The sequence below is a fragment of the Jidongwangia harbinensis genome (genome assembly GCF_020216025.1).
Lineage (GTDB): Bacteria > Actinomycetota > Actinomycetes > Mycobacteriales > Micromonosporaceae > Actinoplanes > Actinoplanes harbinensis.
Genome location: NZ_JAIWNC010000037.1, coordinates 36,679 through 57,027 on the forward strand (window position 1 = coordinate 36,679; position 20,349 = coordinate 57,027).

The window sequence follows — 20,349 nt, forward strand, 5'->3', positions numbered from 1 at the left end:
CCGGGCCGCCGGTCAGCCGTGCCGGCCGCCGGGGCGCCACTGCAGGAGGGCAGCGCTGGCGTCGTCGCGCAGCTCGCCGTTCTCGTAGGACACGATGGTGTGGATCAGCCGGCGCATGATCTCGGCCGGTGGGGTGCCGCGGCCGAGCCGGTCGACCAGGAAGTCGCCGAGCCGGTCGAGGCCGAACAGTTCCCCGTCGGCGGACCGCGCCTCGGTGATGCCGTCGGTGTACAGCACCAGGGTGTCGTCCGGCCGCAGCTGCTGCTCGGTGACCCCGGGGCCGCGCGGCACCATGTGCCCCAGCCCGAGCGGCAGCGCGGTCGGCGTGGGGAGCGACGGCAGCGCCACCGTCCCACGGATCAGCAGCTCGCTCGGGTGCCCGGCGCTGATCCGGCGGTACGTGCCGGTCACCGTGTCCAGCTCGGCCAGCAGCGCGGTGACGAACGCGCCCGGATACTGGGCGCGGATCCACTTGTCGATCGACCGGTACGTGTCGGCCAGGTCGAGCCCGGACCGGCGGGCGTTGCGGTACGTGTTCAGCGTCAGCGTGGTCAGCGCGCTCGCGTCGATGCCGTGCCCGACCGTGTCGAAGAGCGCCACGTGCAGGATCTCGTCGTTCGCCGCGTAGTCGAACGCGTCGCCGCCCACGTCGTAGCACGGCTCCAGCACGGCCGTCACGATGGTGTCGTTGGCGGCGAACGACAGCGGCGGCAGCTGGTTCCAGACGATCTCCGCGGCCAGTTGCATGGGCAGCCGCCGCCGGGTGTGCTCCACCGCGTCGCCGTAGAACCGGCGGCTGGCGATCAGCTCCGCCACCAGGGCGGCGATCACCCGCAGGTCGTCGCGGAGCCGGTCGTCCGGGTCCGTCTTGAGCCGGGCGCGCAGCACGCCCAGCCGCTCGGCGCCGTGCAGCAGCGGCAGCCACAGCCGGACGCCGTCGTCGGTCTCGTCGAGCATCGGCTCGGCGTTGCGGAAGGCCCGGCCGGCGGCCGTACCGTCGACCACCATCTCCCGGTCCGGGCCGGGCGGGGTGCCCTTGAGCGGCCAGAGCGCGATCTGCTCGTAGTCGACGAGCAGGACGGCCACCTCGGTCGCGTCGAGGAACGGCGCCACGTCGGCGAGCGTGCCGGGCAGATCCTCGGTGCGGCCTCGGTGCCGCAGGTCCAGAAGCCGGCGGACGGCCTCCATGGGGTCGGGCATGCGGCACCTCCGCCTAGCGCGTCCCCCCATCCTGTCGGTGCGGCGTGGGGAAAGCCAGGCGGGGTGGGCCGCTGGTTGATCACGTGCGGTACCCGGGTTGGCCGGTCGACGGATGTGCGGCGCCGGGGTGACTGCCTAGCGTGATCGGGTGATCTGGGCCGAAGATCCGCGTTACCGGCGGCGACGCCGGTTTCCTTCAGTGCCGTCCGGCTCCGCCGATCACTGCGACATGGCCCGCGACCCCGACCCGCCGCTGCGCCCCGTCCTGGCCACGGTGGCGGTGCTGGTCGCCGGGTGTGCCTGGTACGCCGCGTACGTGACGGTCGGTGCCGGCACCGAGGCGCTCGCCTACTCGTTCCTGCCGATCGGCGGGCTGATCTCCTGGTTCGCGGTGTTCCGCCTGTGCCGCGGCGTGGCGCTCGGCCCGGTGGCGGTGCGCTTCTGGCGCCGCCTGCTGGTCGCGGTCGGCCTGCTCACCGTCGGGTACGGCTGGCTCGGCGTCGACATGCTGGTGCACCATCCCGACGCGGCCACCCGGACCATGCCGGTCCCGGCCGCCGCGCTGGTGGCGATCGGGTTCACGGTGGCCATGTGGGCGGTGGCCCGGGTGCCGGCCGGCTCACCGGCGCCGGGCGAGCGCTGGCGGCTGCACCTGGACCGCATGATTGCGTTCCTGGGCTGTTCCACCGTGCTGTGGCACTTCGGGCTGGCGCCCATGCTGACCGCGGACGAGCGGTGGAGTTCGCAGGCCATGGTGCTGGTCGCGCTCTCCTTCCTGCTCGCGGTCGGCGGGATCACCAAGGTGTCGTACCTCGCCGCCGGCGCGGTGGACCGCACCGCGATCCGGCTGATCGCGGCGATGGGCCTGACCGCCGCGGCGGTTGCCGTGCTCGCCGTGCGGTACGGCTACGCCGGTGGCGTGCCGGCCCAGTCCGTGGTCATGCCGGTCGCCCCGGTGCTGGTCACGCTCGCCGCCCGGGCGCAGTGGCACTCGACCGGCGTGGACCGCACCGCCCGGCGCCGGGACAACAAGCTGCTTCCGTACGCCGGGGTGGCCGCCGCCGCGGTGCCGCTGCTCGCGGTGGCGTTCGGCCCGGTGCACTGGACCGCCCGGACCGTCATCGTGGCCGCCGTGCTGGTGGCCGGCCTGATCACGGCGCGCCAGTTCGTGGCGTTCCGGGAGAACGCCCGGCTGCTGCACGAGAAGCGGGTCTCCGAGGAACGGCTGCAGCACGAGGTGACCCACGACGGGCTCACCGGCCTGGCGAACCGGGCGCTGTTCCGGGACCGGCTGGCCGCCGCGCTGGCCACCGGCGACGAGGGCGACGTCACGGTCCTGCTGATCGACCTGGACGACTTCAAGGCGGTCAACGACTCGCTCGGCCACGGTGTCGGCGACCGGCTGCTGGTGTCGCTGGCCCGGGTGCTGCGCGAGCAGACCGCGGGCGACGGGCTGCCGGTGCGGCTGGGCGGCGACGAGTTCGCGGTGCTGATGGTCGGCGGGACCGTGGTCGGCGAGACGGTGGCGCAGCGGCTGCACGAGGCGCTCAGCCGCCCGCTGGGCGAGGACCGGCTGCTGGTGCAGGCCAGCATCGGCATCGCCACCGCGGGCGCCGGCACCACCCGGGACGCCCTGCTGCGGCACGCCGACGTCGCCATGTACGCGGCGAAGCAGCGCGGCAAGGCCAACCACGTGCGGTTCGTACCGGGCATGGAGGAGCCGGTCCAGGCCCACATGCAGCTCGGCGGGGAACTGCGCCGGGCGCTCGACGCCGGCGAGTTCCGGGTGTTCTACCAGCCGGTGCTGAACCTGGTCACCGGCCGGGTGGCCGGCGTGGAGGCGCTGGCCCGCTGGCAGCATCCGACCCGCGGCCTGGTGTCCCCGGCCGAGTTCATCCCGGCCGCCGAGCGCACCGGACTGATCGTGCCGCTGGGCCGCTGGGTGCTGCGCGAGACCTGCCGGCAGGCCGCCGCGTGGCTGGCCGAGTTCGGCCCGGACGCGCTGGACAAGGCCGGCCCGAACGTGTCCGCGCGGCAGTTGCACGACCCCGACTTCGTGGCCGACGTGTCCGCCGCGCTGGCCGACAGCGGCCTGCCCGCCGACCGGCTGCTGCTCGAACTCACCGAGTCCGAGGTGCTCCGCGGCCGGCAGGTGTCCCAGGCGCTGCACCAGCTCGACGACATGGGCGTCCATCTGGCGCTGGACGACTTCGGCACCGGCGAGTCGTCGCTCAGCCTGCTGCGCTCGTTCCCGGCCGCGGTGGTCAAGCTGGACAAGTCGTTCGTCGACGGCATCGAGATCGACGACGGTGACCCGGCCGCCTGCGACGCCCGCCAGGCGGTCGCCCGGGCGGTGATCCAGCTCGCCGACGCGCTGCGGCTGGAGGCGGTGGCGGAGGGGGTGGAGAACGGCGCGCAGGCCGCGAAGCTGCGCGAGCTGGGGTACGTCCTGGGCCAGGGCTACCACCTCGCCCGGCCGATGCCGGCGGCCGACCTGACCCGGCTGCTGGCGGCCCAGCGGGACGCCGCGGCGCCGGCCACCCCGGAGTCCGTCGCCGCGGCGAACTAGCCGCTGTCCTAGGCTGTCGCCCATGGAGGCGGAGGCGCTGGGCCGGTGGCTGGACCGGCTGACCTTCGCCGACCTGGGCACCGACGAGGTGACCGCGCGCATCATCGACGCCGTGGTGGAGTGGGGCGAGGCGCAGCGCTGGCGGGTCTACCGGCGGGCGCCCAGCGTGGTGACGCTCCCGCCGCCGCTGGAGCGGCAGCACTCGGTGCTGGACGTGGCCTGCGCCCGGGCCGACGGCCCACCGCTCGCCGTCGAGGTGGACCACACCGACCGCCGGCGCACCGTCGACAAGCTCCTCGCCGAGGCCGAGGCCGGCCGGGTCGCGATCTGGGTGCGCTGGGGCACCGGCCCGTTCCGGCCGCCGCCGGCACCGGTGGCGATGGTCCCGTTCGAGGTCACCCGCCGGCCCGGGCGCCGGTACGCCCGCACCCACGACCGGCCCCCGCCCGCGCATTCCACCGGCATCGGCCGCGCCGAGGAGATGCCCATACCGTTCGGAGACCAGGCATGACCCAGGAATCCCCGGTACGCCGCGCCTGGCGGGTCACCGAGCCGCTGCACGCGCTGATCTACTTCGTGCCGGAGGCCCCCGAACGCTACGCGGCGCACGGGATCGACGGCATGACCGGCTACTTCGCGTCCCGGGCCGCCGCCCTCGGCCCGGTCGGCGCGGGCCCGGTCACCGCGCTGTTCTACAACTTCCACCCGCGCCTGGTGGCCCGCGCGCTGCCCGCCGCCTGGGCGGTCACCACGCCGGCGGCGATGCTCGCGGCCCGGATGGACGCGGCCGACGCGGCGCTGCGCCGGGGGCTGGGCGACGCGGTGGACTCCCCGGCGGTCGCCGAGGCCGCGGCGCTGGCCCGCCGCGCCGCCGAGTCCGCCGCGGCGTTCCCGGCCGGCCGGCCGCTGTACGCCGCGCACGCCGAACTGCCCTGGCCGGCCGAACCGCACCTGGTGCTGTTCCACGCGCAGACGCTGCTCCGGGAGTTCCGCGGCGACGGGCACTGCGCGGCGCTGCTGCAGGCCGGCGTGACCGGCCCGGAGTCGCTGGTGCTGCACGTGGCCTCCGGCGAGGCGGATGCGGGGTTCCTGCGGACCACCCGGGGGTGGAGCGCGGACGAGTGGGCGGGCACGGTCGACGGCCTGCGCGCCCGCGGCCTGCTGGCCGCGGACGAGCCGGTGCTCAGCGACGCCGGCCGGGAACTGCGGGCCGGTGTGGAGGCGGCGACCGACCGGCTGACCGAGCCGGCGTACCGGGTGCTGGGCGAGGCGGGGTGCACCCGCCTCGCGGAGCTGACCCGGCCGTTGAGCCGGACCGTGGTCAAGGCCGGGATGCTGAACCCGGCCACGATCGTGAATCCGCGCACCTGACGCCGGGCGGTACGCCAGGCTGGACGGGTGCAGGATCAGGCGCATCCCGAGACGTGGTGGGCACAGTTCCCGCCGTCCTCCGACCGGTTCGACCCGGCGTACCTGGTCGACGGCCTGGGTGACCTGATCATCCGGAAGGTCTCCGCGCCGCTGCTCCGGCAGGAGGTGAAGATCGCCACCGATGTCGTGGTGCGCGGGCTGAACCGGCCGGGCAACGCCGAACTCGCCGGCCTGGCGTCGGCGGCCGCGACCCGCCTGGCCACCACGCTGGAGCGGATGGCCGAGCGGTCCACCGGGTCCATCTCCACGGTCGAGGCCGCCGCGATGAGCCACGCCCTGCACGGCCGATACGCCCGGGCCGCGACCGAGGCCGAGTCGTTCGTGGGCACCCAGCCGTTGCTGCGGGTGTTCCTCGCCGCGCTGCGGCTGGAGCGGTTCGACATCCCGCTGGCGCTGCGCCTGCTGGAGGCGGACCGCGCGCCGGAGGAGGCGGTGCGGTCCGGGCTGCTGATCGGGCGGTACAGCTGGTGGCCGTCCTGGTTGCTGCACATCGTCACGGAGCGGGCCCTGGCCGGCACGCTGGACGAGGAGACGATCGCGGCGCTGGACCGCTGCGCGTACGCGGACCTGAGCCCGTTCCAGGCGCGGCTGGCCCGGCGCCTGCTCAGCGGCGAGGCCGGGCTGCTCGCCACGGCGGCGGAGCGGCTGGAGGGTCTCGGTGAGCGGGAGGCCGCGGACCGGCTGCGTGACGGTGATCTAAATGCGGTCGCGCTGGCGGCCCGTCTCGTGCCACGGTAGACCGAACGATCCGTCCGAATGAGACGGAGTTGTGGTTCATGTCATTGAAACTTTTGCATATTCTGACCAATCTTTATCTCGTGGCAGCCTTAACTTCCCGGTAACGTCCCTGGCGGACATCCTCGATGCACGGAAGTCGCCCGACGCACGGCGCGGGCCGATGCCGCGCGCCCTCGTCACCCCGCACTTCGACCGAGAGGCACCACGCCATGCAGCACGAGTCCCACCTCAGCAGACGAACTCTCCTCGGCGCCGCCGCGGCCGGAGCGGCCGCCGTCGGAACCTCCACAGTGCTCAGCTCACCGGCGCAGGCCGGCTCGGGGCACGGCGACGGACCCCACCGGGTGCCCCGCGACAACATCAGCGTCCAGCTCTACACGCTGCGCAACCAGCTCGAGATCAACCTCGAGGAGAGCCTGGCCGAGCTGGCCGAGATCGGTTACACCCGGGTGGAGCACGCCGGGTTCGTCGGCCGGACCGCGACCCAGTTCCGCGCCGCCCTGGACAACGCCGGCATCCGGGCCACCTCCGGGCACGCCGGCATCCCGCAGCCGTGGAACGCCGACACCTGGAAGCGCACGCTGGAGGACGCGGCGATCGTCGGCAACAAGTACATCGTCCACGCGTTCTTCGGGCTCGGGCCGAACGGGCCGGTCCGCGACGGCGCGGTGTACCGGGCGTTCGCGGACGACCTCAACAAGGCCGGCGAACTGGCCCGCCGGGCCGGCCTGAGTTTCGGCTACCACAACCACCACCTGGAGTTCGTCCGCCAGGACGGCGGCGACCGCACCGGCTTCGACATCCTCACCAGCCGGACCGACCCGCGCCTGGTGCACCTCGAGGTGGACCTCTACTGGGCCTGGCGCGGCGCCGCCGACCCGGTCGACCTGATCCACCGCCACCGTGGCCGGATCAAGCAGGTGCACGTCAAGGACATGGGCGTGGACACCAGCGCGTTCACCAACGCACCGATGAACGACCCGGGAGCCGGTCTGATCGACTTCGGCCGGATCTTCCGGCACGCCAAGGAGGCCGGACTGGTCGAGTACATCGTCGAGCGCGACGACGCGGGCACCCCGCCGCGCACCCCGGAGCAGGCACTGGACACCGCCCGAGTGGGCTACGAATTCCTCGAAGGATTGCGGTTCTGACATGCGACGAATCCTCACTGCCGCGGCCGGCGCGGTCCTCCTCGTCACCACCGTCACCGGGTTCGGCACTCCGGCCGCGGCCGCACCGCCGCCGGACTCCGAGTTCCAGAAGGTGACGCTCAACGACTTCCCCGGCGAGCCGATCGCGCTCGCCGTGCTGCCCGACGGCCGGGTGCTGCACACCGCCCGCAAGGGTCAGGTACGCATCCACGAGCCCCGGACCGGGCGCAACGTGCTGGCCGCGACGATCCCGGTCTACCTGCACGACGAGGAGGGCGTGCAGGGCATCGCGGTGGACCCGAACTTCGCCAGCAACCGGTGGGTGTACGTGTACTACTCGCCGGTGCTGGACACGCCGGCCGACAACCCGGCGACGCCGCTGGTGAACGAGGGCGACGCGCCGTTCACCGGCACCGCCGCCGACTTCGCGCGGTTCAAGGGCCACCTGCAGCTGTCCCGGTTCAAGCTCCGCGGCAACACCCTGGAACTCGGCACCGAGCAGAAGATCCTGCAGGTGCCGACGGACCGGGGCATCTGCTGCCACGTCGGCGGCAAGATCGACTTCGACGCCCAGGGCAACCTGTACCTGTCCACCGGCGACGACACCAACCCGTTCTTCTCCGCCGGGTACTCACCGGTCGACGAGCGCCCGGGCCGCAACCCGGCGTTCGACGCGCAGCGCAGCTCGGCCAACACCAACGACCTGCGCGGCAAGCTGCTGCGGATCAAGGTGAAGCCGAACGGGACGTACTCGATCCCGCGCGGCAACCTGTTCCAGCCCGGCACCGCGAAGACCCGGCCGGAGATCTACGCCATGGGTCTGCGCAACCCGTTCCGGTTCGACGTCGACGAGACCACCGGCGTGGTCTACCTGGCCGACTACTCCCCGGACGCGGACGAGCCGGACCCGCAGCGGGGGCCCGCCGGGCACGGCCGCTGGATGGCGATCGACTCCCCGGCCAACTACGGCTGGCCGTACTGCGTCGATCCGGGCCTGCCGTACATGGACTACGACTTCGCCACCGAGACCGCGAGCCGGCCGTTCAACTGCGCCCAGCCGGTGAACGACTCGCCGAACAACACCGGTCTGCGTAACCTGCCGTCGGTGAAGAAGGCGGAGGTCATCTACTCGTACGATCCCAGTGCCGAATTCCCGGAGCTGGGCGCCGGCGGGATCGGTCCGATGGGCGGCCCGGCGTACCAGTACGACGCGCGCAGCGACTCGCGGGTCAAGTGGCCGGCCCACTACGACGGCAAGCCGCTGTTCTACGAGTGGACCCGGGACTACGTCAAGGCGTTCTCGCTGGACGCCGACGACCAGGTCACCGCGATCGAGTCGGTGGTGCCGTCGATTCCCATCGACAACCCGATGGACGTCGAGTTCGGCCCGGACGGCGCGCTGTACGTCCTGGAGTACGGCGACGGGTACTTCTCCGAGAACCCGGAGGCCCAGCTCGCCCGGATCGACTACGCGCCGTCCAACAAGACGCCGGTGGTCAAGGTCAACGCGGAGAACGTGGTCGGGGACGCGCCGCTCACGGTGTCGTTCACCAGCGCCGGCACCGTCGACCCGGACGGCGACGCCCTGAAGTACGCGTGGGACTTCGACGCCGACGGCGACGTGGACTCGCGGCACCCGTACCCGTCGTTCACCTACACCGAGAACGGCGATTACCGGGCCACGCTGAAGGTCACCGACTCGACCGGCCGGTCCGCGTCCGCGGAGTACCTGGTGCACGTCGGCCCGGTGGTCCCGACGGTGTCCTTCGTGACGCCGGCCGACGACCAGCCGTTCGAGTTCGGCGACACGGTGAACTTCGAGGTCGCGGTGGCCGACGACGAACCGGTCAACTGCTCCGCGGTCACGGTCCGGTTCATCCTGGGCCACAACGAGCACGGGCACGAGATCTCCACGGCCTCGGGCTGCACCGGATCGTTCACCACGTTCCTCGACCCGGGGCACTCCGGTGAGGGGAACATCGCCGCGGTCTTCGTGGCGGAGTACACCGATGCCGACGGTCAGACCGGCACGACGATGGTGGTTCTGCAGCCGCAGGACTGAACGGAAGGTTAAGGCCGGGTGTCCACGGGGCGCCCGGCCTTTGCCGTATGCGCGTAGCGTCACCTCATCGTTACTTATCGATGAATTTAGGGAAACGGCGGGTTAACGCGAGCGGAACTTCGTAACTTCACACGTTCACGTGCTGGAAAGTCCCCGGCCGCGCCCGCCACGATCCTCTCGTGACCCAAGATTTCGTGATCCTGACATTGGTGATCATCACTGCCCTCGGCTTTGATTTCACCAACGGATTCCACGACACCGCGAACGCGATGGCCACCTCCATCGCCACCAAGGCCCTGCGGCCGAAGACCGCCGTCGCCCTCTCCGGCATCCTGAATCTGATCGGTGCGTTCCTCTCCGTCGAGGTCGCGCTGACCGTCACCAACGCGGTGGTGAAGATCCAGGACAAGACCGGGGCGCCGCGCGCCGAACTGCTCGCCGACGGCGGCACCGCGCTGCTGCTGATCATCCTCGCCGGCCTGGTCGGTGGCATCGTGTGGAACCTGTTCACCTGGCTGCTCGGCCTGCCGTCCAGTTCCTCCCACGCGCTGTTCGGCGGGCTGGTCGGTGCCACCATCGCCGGCCTGGGCTGGGCCGGGGTGAACTGGAACGGCGACGGCTCGAAGCTCGACGGCGTGGTCGGCAAGGTGCTGCTGCCCGCGGTGCTGTCCCCGGTCATCGCCGGCCTGGTGGCCGCGGTCGGCACCTGGCTGATCTACCAGGTCACGGTCGGCGTCGCGAAACGCTTCACCGACCAGGGCTTCCGGTGGGGCCAGATCGGCAGCGCCTCGCTGGTCTCGCTGGCGCACGGCACCAACGACGCGCAGAAGACCATGGGCGTCATCACGCTCGCGCTGATCGCCTCCGGGCACTGGAGCCAGACCGGGGCGGTGCCGCTGTGGGTCAAGGCCTCCTGTGCGGTGGTGATCGCGCTCGGTACGTACCTCGGGGGCTGGCGGATCATCCGTACCCTCGGCAAGGGTCTGGTCGACATCGCGCCCCCGCAGGGGATGGCGGCGCAGTCCGCCGCGGCCGCGGTCATCCTGGCGTCCAGCCACCTCGGTTTCGCGCTCTCCACCACGCACGTGGCCACCGGATCCATCCTCGGCTCCGGGGTCGGCCGCCGCGGAGCCGCGGTGCGCTGGCGGCTGGCCGGCCGGATGGTCGGCGCCTGGCTGATCACGCTGCCCGCCGCCGGCTTCGTCGGCGCCGCGGTGTGGGCCGCCGGCAACCTGATCGGCGGGCTCGGCGGAGCGATCGCGATCTTCGCGCTGCTGCTGGTCGCGGCCGGCGGGATGTACCTGTGGTCGCGTCGGACCCCGGTCGGCCACCACAACGTCAACGACGAGTGGGACGGCGCGGTGTCACCGGCCGCCGACCCGGTGCCCGCCACCACGGCCGGCTGAGAGGACGATCATGCACAATCTCGGATTCGCGCTGGAGGGCGCCGGTCAGGTGCTGGCGGTCTGCCTGGTCCTCGGCGCCGGGCTGCCGGCCCTGTTCGCGCTCGGCGTGCGGGCGCTGGCCTACGGGACCGGCGGCGAGCCGCGGGTGCACACGACCGGGGTCTCCGCGCCCACCCCGAACCGGATCGGCACCACGGTGGCGTACGCCTGCTTCACGGTCGTGGTGCTCGCCGTCGCGCTCGGCATCACGTTCATCGTGGCGTCCGGCTTCGGCAAGGCGCTGAGCTTCGAGCACATCTACCCGACGCTGGTGAACAAGAACTGATTCTGTCGTACCCCTCTGCCACTCTCTCCGGCATGACGGAACAGCGGGTGGCAGTGGTGACCGGCGCCAGCCGGGGAGTCGGCAAGGGGATCGCCCTGGCGCTCGGCGCGGCCGGTCACGTGGTCTACGTGACCGGCCGTTCGACCGCCGGGCGGCCGACCTATCCGAGCGTCGGCGGCACCGTGGAGGACACCGCCCGGGCCGTGACGGCGGCCGGCGGCCGGGGGATCGCGGTGGCCTGCGACCACACCGACGACGACCGGACGGCCGCGCTGTTCGAGCGGGTCCGGGCGGAGAGCGGCGGGCTCGACCTGCTGGTCAACAACGTGTGGGGAGGCTACGCCGCCCACCACGAGGACCGGCACGCCGACATGGCGGGCCCGTTCTGGGAGCAGCCGTTGCGGGTGTGGGACGACATGTTCGCGGCCGGGGTCCGGGCCCACTACGCGGCCACCGTGTTCGCGGTGCCGGTGCTGCGCCCGGGCGCGCTGGTGGTCACGGTGTCGTTCTTCCCGGGCAGCTATCCGAGCGGCGACGACCAGGTGGCGTATTCCGTGGCCAAGGCGGCCGACGACCGGATGGTCGCGGTCACCGCCGCCCAGCTGGCCGCGCGGGACGTCACCGCGGTGGGGCTCTATCCGGGCCTGGTGCGCACCGAGGGGGTGATGCGGGCGGCCGACTACTTCGACCTGTCCAACTCGGAGTCGCCGGAGTTCGTTGGCCGGGCGGTGGCCGCGCTGGCCGCCGATCCACAGGTCGCCCGCCACCGCGGCCGGTGCCTGGTGGCCGCCGAGCTGGCCGCGGAGTACGACTTCACCGACCTCGACGGTTCCCGCCCGGCCACGGTCCGGCCGCAGTTCGCCGAGCGTGCCCGGGTGCCCTGACCGGCGCCGACGGTGGTGGCCGGAGCGTGTGCGCGCTCCGGCCGGACCGTCACCGGTTGGCCTTGACCGCCCGGTCGTAGGCCTGCCGGGCCTCCGGGGAGTACCACGGGTAGTCCCGCAGCGCGGCGAGCACCTGGGTCGGGCTCTCCGGCAGCTTGTCGAGCTTGGCGCGCCGCGGCCCGGCCGTCGCCTTCGGAGCGCCCTCCAGCGCGCCGAGTTCGATGCCGAGCGCCTCGTCCAGGTGCGCCTGCGACTCGTCGGGCAGATCGCCGGCCTCGGGCGTCGGGTCCTCGTCCTCCTCGACGTACACCGAGTCGGTCGGTTTCGGCTTGCTGGCCGGCTTGCTGGTCGGCCTGTTCGCCGGCTCGCTCGTCGGCGGTGCCGAGGGCGGCTCGGACGGCACCGCCACGGAAACCACGGGGGAGGGCGGCGGGTCGGCCGGTTCGGCATCGTCACCGCAGGCGGCGGCGGACATCAGCACGGGTACGAGGACGAGCAGTCGTAGATCGATGCGGGGCATCCCGACATCCTGCTCACCCGGCGCAAGCCGCTCAACCCCGGGGTCCTGGCGGTCCGGCGGCGGGCGACCGTCTTGTCCAAGGTCTTTTTGGTGCCATCTCCGCATACCGGACAAGATGCTGCCGCCGGAGCCGACCCGGTGGTGAGGCGTGACGACGCCGGGGCGCTCCGGTGGAACCCCCGCGCGGTCAGACCCGGGCCAGCTCCCGGGCCAGCACGCCGACGTCCGGCTGGTCGGTGAACAACCCGTCCACGCCGGCCCGCAGGAACACGATCTGCTCGTCCAGCGCCCGGCCGTACCCGGCCGCCTCGGTGCCCACCCGGTAGTCGGCCGGCAGGAACTGGTTCTCCGCCCGGAACGTGTACGGGATGACCTGCAGCCCGGCACCGTGCGCGCGGCCCACCAGGCCGGTCGGCTCACCCAGCGTGCCGTCCGGGTTGCGGGCCACCACCTGGTTCTTCTCCGGGCCGAGCGCGTCGACGTACCCGGACAGCTCGCGCAGACCGGCCGGGGTCAGGTACTCGGCGTACGTCCGCGGGTCCCCGAACGGCCCGCCCGAGCCGCCGGTGAGGAACACCAGCGGCACCCGCAGCCGATGGTCGCGCCGCAGGCCGCGCAGGTTGACCGCCTCGAACGACTGCACGAACACCTTGGCGCCGGGCCGGTCCAGCCCGTGCCGCCGCAGCGCGCGCACCAGCGGGGTCTCCAGATCCAGGCCCAGGCCCCGGAAGTACGTGGGGTGCTTCGTCTCCGGGAACACGCCGATGTCCCGGCCCAGTTCCCGGGACAGCCGGGCCCGCAGCTGCAGCACCTCGGTCAGCGTGGGCACCTCGAACAGCCCGTCGTACAGCGTGTTGTGCGGTCGCAGCTGCGGGATCCGCTCGACCGCGCGCAGCGTCTTCAGCTCGGCCAGCGTGAAGTCGTGGGTGAACCATCCGGTGGTGGACACCCCGTCGATCACCACGGTCCGCCGCCGGGAGGCGAACTCCGGCCGCGCGGACACGTCGGTCGTGCCGCCGATCTCCGGCTCGTGCCGCGCCACCAGCACCCGGTCCTTCGTGCTGACCAGGTCCGGCTCGATGTAGTCGGCACCCATCCGGGCGGCCAGCTCGTACGCGGCCAGGGTGTGCTCCGGCCGGTAACCGGACGCGCCCCGGTGCCCGACCACCAGCGTGCGCCTGGCGGGCCGGGCGGACGCCACGGCCGGCGCGGCGGAAGCGACGAGCGGGGCGCCGGCGGCCAGCGTCCCCCAGCGCAGCACCTGACGGCGGTCTGCCACGGGTTCTCCACGGGACGAGCGGGCGACCGTCGCCGCGCCTCCCGACGGCCAGTCGACGTGATCAAGTCGTCCACCAGGCGAAGCCGACGTAGCGGCCCGGCGAAATCGCCTGGTCCACGCGGCGGTCGTTTGCCGCCGGAAAGTACCTCCGGCCACCCGTTCATCCGTTGAGGCAAGAAGACCGTAAACATTACTGTGGATATCCGAGCGCTCACCGTGAGCGGCCTTCGTGGGGTGACACCTTGGGACTCTTCCCGCGCCGCGCCCGACCGCAGCGACCGGTCGACCGGTACGGCCACAAGCCCGGCGCCCGCCCGGGTGGCTCGCACGAGCCGCTGTTCGACCCGGTTCGCCGAATGAGCACCGACCCGGCCGGCGTGCCGATCGAGCCGCCGGCCCGGCCCGGCGATCCCACCGAGCTGCTGGGCCGCAGCGTGCTCGCCGCCCGCACCCAGCAGCTCCTCCGCACGTACGGGCTGGTGCCGCGGGCCGGGCTGTCCCGCTCGTACTCGGCGCGGGACCGCGGCCTGGAGATCGCCGCCGACGCCCACGGCACGGTCACCGCGGTCTTCCTGCACTTCCACGGCGACGACGGCTTCGCGTCCTACCGCGGCGAGATCCCGGGCGGGGCCGGCCGGCTGTCCCGGCGTTCGGCGTTGTGGGCGGAGCTGGGCCGGCCGGGCGAGAGCGGGGAGGCCTACCGGGAGAAGTTCCTCGGCGACTTCGGCCCGTGGGACCGGTGGACGTTGCCGGGCTGCACGCTGCACGCCCAGTACGGGCTGGACGGCGAGCGGCTGCACCGGATCACGCTGACCCCGCCGCCCGGCAACGCCGCCGCCTAGCTGGCGCCCAGGCGGAGCTGGGTCCAGTCCAGCAGGCCGGCGCCGAGGTCGCGTACCTCCCGCAGCAGCCCCAGCCGCGCCGCCCGCAGCGCCGGATCGTCCGCCATCACGAACACCTCGTCGAAGAACCGGCCGACCGCCGCGGCGAGCGGTCCCGCGGCCGCGCCCAGACCGGCCGGATCGGACACCGGCGGCAGCCCGCGCACCGCCTCGTGCAGCGCCACCTCGGCCGGCTCCTTGAGCAGCGCCGGGTCGTAGCCGGCCGGGGTGTCCGCGGGCACGATCCGCCGGGCCCGCTGGACCGCCTCGGCGACCGCCACGAACGCCGCGTCGCCGGTCAGCGTGGCGAGCTGGGCCAGGAACCGGTCGGCCACCGACGGGCGGCCGGCCTGCGGCAACACCGCCCGGACCCGGTCCACCGGATGGCCCTCCTCGGTGAGCGCCTGCTCCAGCCGCTTCGCCAGGAACCCGGCGGCGTCCGCCAGCACCGCCCCGGTCACCTCCACCGGCTGCAGGTCGCCGGCCCGGCGCAGGGCGTCGGTCAGGCTGATCCCGGCCAGCGCGGGGTGGGCGCGGTGCACGGCGATCAGGCCCAGCGCCGCCCGGCGTACCGCGAACGGGTCGCTGCTGCCGGTCGGCAGGCCCACCGTGGCGGCCAGGCCGGCGACCAGGTCCAGCCGGTCCGCCAGGGACAGCAGCGCGCCCGGCAGGGACGCGGGCAGCGCGTCCCCCGCGGACCGGGGCAGCTCGGCCTCGTATACGGCCTGGGCGACCTGCCGGCTCTCGCCGGCGTTCAGCGCGTAGTCCCGGGCCATCACCCCGGCCAGGCTGGTCATCTCCGTGACCAGCTGGGAGCCGAGGTCGAACTTGACCAGCGGCGCGGCCCGGTCCAGTGTGGCGGCGTCCGGAGCGGACAGGTCCACGTCCGCGGCCAGGGCCGACGCGAGGGTGGCGATGCGCCGGGCGCGGTCGGCCATCGAGCCGAGCTTGTCGGTGAAGGTCAGCCGGGACAGCCGGTCGCGCATGGCGGTCAGCGGCGTCTGCCGGTCGGCGCGGTAGAAGAACGCCGCGTCCTCGTACCGGGCCCGCAGCACCGCCTCGTTGCCGGTGCGCACCAGGCCGACGTCGACCACGCCGTTGGCCACCGCGACGAACATCGGCAGCAGCGCGCCGTCCGCGTCCCGCACCGGCAGGTACCGCTGGTGCTTGCGCATCACCGTGGTGAGCACCGCGTCGGGCAGCGCCAGGTAGCTCTCGTCGAACGTGCCGAGCAGCGGGTTCGGCGCCTCGACCAGATAGGTGATCTGGTCGATCAGGGCGCTCTCGCCGGCCACGTCGATCCGGCCGTCCGGGTAGACCAGGTCCTGCGCGCCGGTGACGATCAGGTCGCGCCGGTCCTCGGCGTCCGCCACCACGCCGTTGACCGCGAGCGTCTCGGCGAACGTCTCGGCCGACGCGATCTCCAGCACCGGCGCCTCGGCGGTGCGCAGCACCCGGGTCCGCCGCCCGGCGGCCAGCGTGGACACCGCCACCGGCACCACGTCGTCGCCCCAGAGCGCGAGCAGCCAGCGGACCGGCCGGGTGAAGGCGAGCTGCGGATCGTTCCACCGCATGTTCTTCGCCGACCGCAGGGCACCGACCACCTTGCCCAGCACGTCGGCCAGCACCTCCGGGGCGGCCCGCCCGGTCTCGTGCTTCTGCACGAAGACGCCCACCTCGTCGCGGGACACCGATTCCACGGGTACGCCCTGGGAACGCGCGAACCCGGCCAGCGCCGGACCGTGCGCCGCCTTCAGCTTGGGCCCGCGGACCGTACGGACGTGGTCGGACTCGCGGGCGGCGACGTCACCCACCACGGCGACCAGCCGGCGCGGCGTGGCGACCACCCGGATGTCGCCGTGCGTCAGCCGGGTGCCGGCGAGCCGGTCGGTCAGTTCGCGTTCCAGCTGGTCGCGGGCGGCCCGGGCCTCGGCGGGCGGCATCTCCTCGGTGCCCACCTCGAAGACCAGCATCCGCGGCGTGTCCTGTGGTGCCGGCGTGCCGGCGGGTGCGGCCGGGGTGGGCCGGGCGCTGACCCCGAGTGGGTGGCCCAGTTCGTCGCGCTTGGCGACCCACAGCCGCGCCACGTCGCCGGCCAGCCGGCGCATCCGGGCGAACTCGGCCGCGCGCTCGGCGGTGGAGACCGCGCCGCGCGCGTCCAGCACGTTGAACGCCTGGGAACACTTCAGGACGTACGTGTGGGCCGGCACCGGCAGCCCCGCGTCGACCATCCGCTGGGCCTCGCCGGCGTACAGCTCCAGCAGCTGCCGGTTGGCGCCGACGTCCGCGTCGTCCAGGTAGTAGCGGGACATCTCGTACTCGGCCTGCCCGAACACCTCGCCGTAGCTCACCCCGGGCGAGTAGGCGATATCCTTGAAGTGCTGCACGTCCTGCAGCGCCATCAGGATCCGCTCGATGCCGTACGTGATCTCCACCGCCGGCGGCTCCAGATTCAGCCCGCCGGCCTGCTGGAAGTAGGTGAACTGGGTGATCTCCAGCCCGTCCAGCCACACCTCCCAGCCCAGGCCCCAGGCGCCCAGTGCCGGCGACGCCCAGTTGTCCTCCACGAACCGGACGTCGTGCGCGCTCACGTCGATGCCCAGCGCGGCCAGGCTGCCCAGGTACAGCTCCTGGGCGTCGCCCGGCTCCGGCTTCAGTACCACCTGCACCTGGGTGTGCGTCTGGATGCGGTTCGGGTTCTCGCCGTACCGGGAGTCGTCGGGCCGCACGGACGGCTCCACGTACACCACCCGCCACGGCTCCGGACCGAGCACCCGCAGGAACGTGGCCGGATTCAGCGTCCCGGCGCCGACCTCGGTGTTCATCGGCTGGACGGTCAGGCAGCCCTGTTCCGTCCAGTAGGCGATCAACCGGGCCAGCGCGTCCTGCATGGTGAGCATGGAAGGGAAGTCTATGGCCGGTCAGCGCGCCGGTTGCACACCGCCACCCTGACGCTTCGCCCGGTACATCGCCGCGTCCGCGCCGCGCATCAGCGACGCCACGTCGTCGGCGTGGTCCGGGAACATCGCGACGCCGATGCTGGCGCCGACCTCCACCTTTCCGCCCTCGATCAGGTAGGGGTCGCGCAGCCGCTCGTGCAGCCGGTCCGCGATCGCCGCCGCCCGCTGCGGGTCCGGGTCGCGCAGCAGAATGGCGAACTCGTCGCCGCCCAGCCGGGCCACCAGGTCGTTCGACCGCAGCGTGCCGATCAGGCGGCGGCCCACCGCGTGCAGCAGCGCGTCGCCGACGTGGTGCCCGCGGGTGTCGTTGACCTGCTTGAACCCGTTCAGGTCGAGCAGCAGCAGCGCCATCCGGCGACCGGACGAGCCGGCCTCGGCGATCGCCTCCTCCGCCGTCTCCAGCAGGTGCGAGCGGTTCGGCAGTCCGGTCAGCGCGTCGTGGAACGCCTGCCGGGTCAGCTCGGCCATGTGCGCCTGCTCGGCCTGGCGCATCCGGGCGCTGTCCACGATCAGTGCGCCCTCGACGGCGAGCTGGGCGGCGAGCACCCGGTCGTGGCTGCTCCATTCCCGGCTCCGGCTGTCTCCGCACATCACCATGCCGACCGGGCCGTGCGCGGACATCAACGGCATCGCGATGTACGACCGCAGCCCCATCGTCTCGACGAACCCGCCGTCGCGTACCGGCGTGGACAGCACGTCCTCGACCAGCATCGGCCCGCCGGCCTCGATCGCCGCCCGCCACACCGGCGAGTCCGCGGCGACCTTGCCGACCAGGTTGCGGCCGAGCTTCTCGTCCAGTCCGGCGCCGATGTTGCCGCCGAACGCGTGCATGATCCGCCCGTCCGCGTCGACCAGGTGCATCGCGGCGTGTTCGGTGCGGAACGCCTCGGCGACCGCGGTGGCCAGCAGCCGGCCGGCCGCCTCCACGCTGGTCGCGACCGTACCCTCCTCGAAGAGCTTGCGGATGGTGGCGGTGGAGTGCGTGATGAACTGGCGCTGCCGCTCCGCGGCCAGCGACTGCAGCGTGGTGGCGAAGTGCAGGCCGACCGCGGCTACCACGTCCGGGCGGAGCACGTCCGGCCCGAGACCGGCCAGCAGGAGTACGCCGACGGTCTGCCCGCCGACCCGCAACCGGACCGCGATGCGGGTGCCGTCGCTGACCGGGGGCCCGCCGGCCGGGACCCGGAACACCTTTCCGGCCAGCATCATGTCGTCGCGGGTGTGCGCCGGCCCGGCCAGGCGGGTCAGCGTGCCGTCCTCCGGCGCCAGCGTGAACACGGTCACGGTGCTCAGCCCCAGCGTGCCCAGGTACTGGTGGACGACGCCGACCAGATGGTCGACCGAGGCGATGTCCCGGGTCATGAAGGACACCAGCTCCACCAGGAGCGCGGCCTGCGGATCGTGGGCAGGGTCGGGTTCCGGTGCCAGAATGGCACCGGCCGGACGCACCTCGCTCCCCACCGTCACGTTCCTGATGTTCGGCAGCTACGGCCGCCGGTTGAGGGCTCCGGCCCGGCCAACCCCCGCGCCCTCGTGGGCTACCGTGTCCCGCGAAGAGGCGGAAAGGGGACCCCCAGGATGAAGGTGTGTGTCGTCGGCACGGGTTACGTCGGGCTCACCACCGGCGTCAGCCTGGCCTTCCTCGGCCATGAGGTCACCTGCGTCGACCTGGATCCGGCGAAGGTCGACATGTTGCGTGGCGGCCGGTCACCGATCTACGAGCCGCACCTGGAGTCGGTGCTGGCCGAGGCGGCCGAACGCCTCACCTTCACCACCGACTACGCGGACGGCGTGCCCGGTGCCGACGTGGTGTTCATCGCGGTGCAGACCCCGTCGCTGCCGGACGGCAACCCGGACCTGCAGTACCTGCGCTCGGCCGCGGAGACCGTCGGCCGGCACGTCGGCGGCGACTTCACCGTGGTGGTGAACAAGTCGACCGTACCGATCGGCAGCAGCAACTGGGTCGACTCGATCCTGCGCGAATCGTTCGAACGCACCCACGGCCGCCGCCCCGACGGCGAGTTCTCGGTGGCGTCGAACCCCGAGTTCCTCCGCGAAGGCGTGGCGATCTTCGACTCGCTGTACCCCGACCGCATCGTGGTCGGCTCCGACAACCCGCGCAGCCTGGACGTGCTGAACCGGCTCTACCGGGCGGTGCTGAACCAGACCTTCACCCCGCCCACCTTCCTGCCCCGTCCCGGCGGGATCGGCGCGGTGCCGATGGTCTCCACCGACCTGGCCTCCGCCGAGCTGATCAAGTACGCGGCCAACGCGTTCCTGGCCACCAAGATCAGCTTCATCAACGAGGTCGGCCGGCTGGCCGGCAAGGTCGGCGCGGACATCACCCAGGTGGCGCGCGGTATCGGCCTGGATGCCCGGATCGGCCCCCGCTTCCTGCAGCCCGGCGTGGGCTGGGGCGGCTCCTGCTTCGGCAAGGACACCGCCGCCCTGATCACCACGGCCGGCGAGTACCACCACGAGATGCCGATCGTCAGCGCCGCCCGCGAGGTCAACCAGCAGCAGCGCCGGGTGGTGGTGGACCGCCTGCTGGACGAACTGCGCATCCTCAAGGGGCGCCGGATCGGGCTGCTCGGCCTCGCGTTCAAACCGGACACCGACGACCTGCGCGACGCACCGGCCATCGACATCGCCCGGCAACTCGGTGCGCGCGGCGCCCGGGTGGTCCTGCACGACCCGGTGGCCGGGGACCGGTTCCGCCGCGAACAGCCGGACCTGGCCGGCCGCCTGGCGAGCACCGTCGAGGAGGTCTTCGACGACAGCGACGCCGTGGTGCTGGTGACCGAGTGGTCGCAGTACCTGGACCTGGACTGGGGCAAGTTCGTCGGCCTGATGCGGACGCCGGTGCTGCTGGACGGTCGGCACTGCCTGGAGCGGGGACGCCTGGAACGGTTGGGTTACCGGTACCTGTCTACTACCGGGTGA

Annotated in this window: 16 protein-coding genes; 11 read left to right on the plus strand and 5 right to left on the minus strand. The window is 73.0% G+C overall.

Features of this window, described 5'->3' with window-relative positions; genetic code table 11:
• Positions 1 to 12: 12 nt before the first annotated feature.
• Entirely contained in the window at positions 13 to 1,200 is a 1,188-nt protein-coding gene (locus LDL48_RS33775; protein WP_225259191.1) for a PP2C family protein-serine/threonine phosphatase, read from the minus strand.
• A 229-nt stretch (positions 1,201 to 1,429) separates the two neighbouring features.
• On the opposite strand from LDL48_RS33775, the gene LDL48_RS33780 reads away from it, so the two are divergent.
• The 9 genes from LDL48_RS33780 (at position 1,430) to LDL48_RS33820 (ending at position 11,766) form a co-directional block, all read left to right on the plus strand.
• Entirely contained in the window at positions 1,430 to 3,769 is a 2,340-nt protein-coding gene (locus LDL48_RS33780; RefSeq protein WP_225259192.1) for a putative bifunctional diguanylate cyclase/phosphodiesterase, read from the plus strand.
• Between the two features lie 22 nt (positions 3,770 to 3,791).
• Positions 3,792 to 4,280 carry a hypothetical protein gene (locus tag LDL48_RS33785; RefSeq protein ID WP_225259193.1) on the plus strand — a complete coding sequence of 163 codons (489 nt, stop codon included), beginning with the start codon at positions 3,792 to 3,794 and terminating at the stop codon, positions 4,278 to 4,280.
• Positions 4,277 to 5,140, plus strand: coding sequence for an SCO6745 family protein (locus tag LDL48_RS33790; RefSeq protein WP_225259194.1), 864 nt, complete (start codon positions 4,277 to 4,279; stop codon positions 5,138 to 5,140). The genes LDL48_RS33785 and LDL48_RS33790 overlap by 4 nt, the downstream gene beginning before the upstream one ends.
• 27 nt (positions 5,141 to 5,167) lie before the next feature.
• Complete coding sequence (locus LDL48_RS33795; protein ID WP_225259195.1) at positions 5,168 to 5,938, plus strand: hypothetical protein; 771 nt, start codon at positions 5,168 to 5,170, stop codon at positions 5,936 to 5,938.
• Positions 5,939 to 6,147: 209 nt separating this feature from the next.
• Entirely contained in the window at positions 6,148 to 7,089 is a 942-nt protein-coding gene (locus tag LDL48_RS33800) for a sugar phosphate isomerase/epimerase family protein (protein WP_225259196.1), read from the plus strand.
• A 1-nt stretch (position 7,090) separates the two neighbouring features.
• Positions 7,091 to 9,151 carry a PQQ-dependent sugar dehydrogenase gene (locus tag LDL48_RS33805; protein WP_225259197.1) on the plus strand — a complete coding sequence of 687 codons (2,061 nt, stop codon included), beginning with the start codon at positions 7,091 to 7,093 and terminating at the stop codon, positions 9,149 to 9,151.
• A gap of 179 nt (positions 9,152 to 9,330) precedes the next feature.
• A complete protein-coding gene (locus LDL48_RS33810) occupies positions 9,331 to 10,557 on the plus strand; it encodes an inorganic phosphate transporter (protein ID WP_225259198.1) in 1,227 nt (408 codons plus the stop codon).
• A 10-nt stretch (positions 10,558 to 10,567) separates the two neighbouring features.
• Positions 10,568 to 10,882 carry a hypothetical protein gene (locus LDL48_RS33815; protein ID WP_225259199.1) on the plus strand — a complete coding sequence of 105 codons (315 nt, stop codon included), beginning with the start codon at positions 10,568 to 10,570 and terminating at the stop codon, positions 10,880 to 10,882.
• Between the two features lie 32 nt (positions 10,883 to 10,914).
• A complete protein-coding gene (locus tag LDL48_RS33820; RefSeq protein ID WP_225259200.1) occupies positions 10,915 to 11,766 on the plus strand; it encodes an SDR family NAD(P)-dependent oxidoreductase in 852 nt (283 codons plus the stop codon).
• A gap of 49 nt (positions 11,767 to 11,815) precedes the next feature.
• On the opposite strand, the gene LDL48_RS33825 is transcribed toward LDL48_RS33820, so the two are convergent.
• Both LDL48_RS33825 and LDL48_RS33830 read right to left on the minus strand, forming a co-directional pair.
• Positions 11,816 to 12,286 (minus strand): hypothetical protein, encoded by a 471-nt coding sequence (locus tag LDL48_RS33825; RefSeq protein ID WP_225259201.1) that lies wholly within the window; start codon positions 12,284 to 12,286, stop codon positions 11,816 to 11,818.
• Positions 12,287 to 12,473: 187 nt separating this feature from the next.
• On the minus strand, positions 12,474 to 13,565 hold the full coding sequence (locus LDL48_RS33830) for a glycerophosphodiester phosphodiesterase (protein ID WP_225259202.1): 1,092 nt from the start codon (positions 13,563 to 13,565) through the stop codon (positions 12,474 to 12,476).
• A gap of 242 nt (positions 13,566 to 13,807) precedes the next feature.
• Here LDL48_RS33830 and LDL48_RS33835 point away from each other — a divergent pair, with 242 nt between their 5' ends.
• A complete protein-coding gene (locus LDL48_RS33835) occupies positions 13,808 to 14,407 on the plus strand; it encodes a DUF6392 family protein (RefSeq protein WP_225259203.1) in 600 nt (199 codons plus the stop codon).
• Here the strand turns inward: LDL48_RS33835 and LDL48_RS33840 are convergent.
• Together LDL48_RS33840 and LDL48_RS33845 are read right to left on the minus strand one after the other, a co-directional pair.
• Entirely contained in the window at positions 14,404 to 17,346 is a 2,943-nt protein-coding gene (locus tag LDL48_RS33840) for a glycine--tRNA ligase (protein ID WP_225259204.1), read from the minus strand. The genes LDL48_RS33835 and LDL48_RS33840 overlap by 4 nt on opposite strands.
• Before the next feature lie 21 nt (positions 17,347 to 17,367).
• Positions 17,368 to 18,873 (minus strand): sensor domain-containing diguanylate cyclase, encoded by a 1,506-nt coding sequence (locus LDL48_RS33845; RefSeq protein ID WP_225259205.1) that lies wholly within the window; start codon positions 18,871 to 18,873, stop codon positions 17,368 to 17,370.
• 111 nt (positions 18,874 to 18,984) lie between these two features.
• Between LDL48_RS33845 and LDL48_RS33850 the strand changes: the two genes are divergently transcribed.
• Positions 18,985 to 20,349 (plus strand): UDP-glucose dehydrogenase family protein, encoded by a 1,365-nt coding sequence (locus tag LDL48_RS33850; RefSeq protein WP_225259206.1) that lies wholly within the window; start codon positions 18,985 to 18,987, stop codon positions 20,347 to 20,349.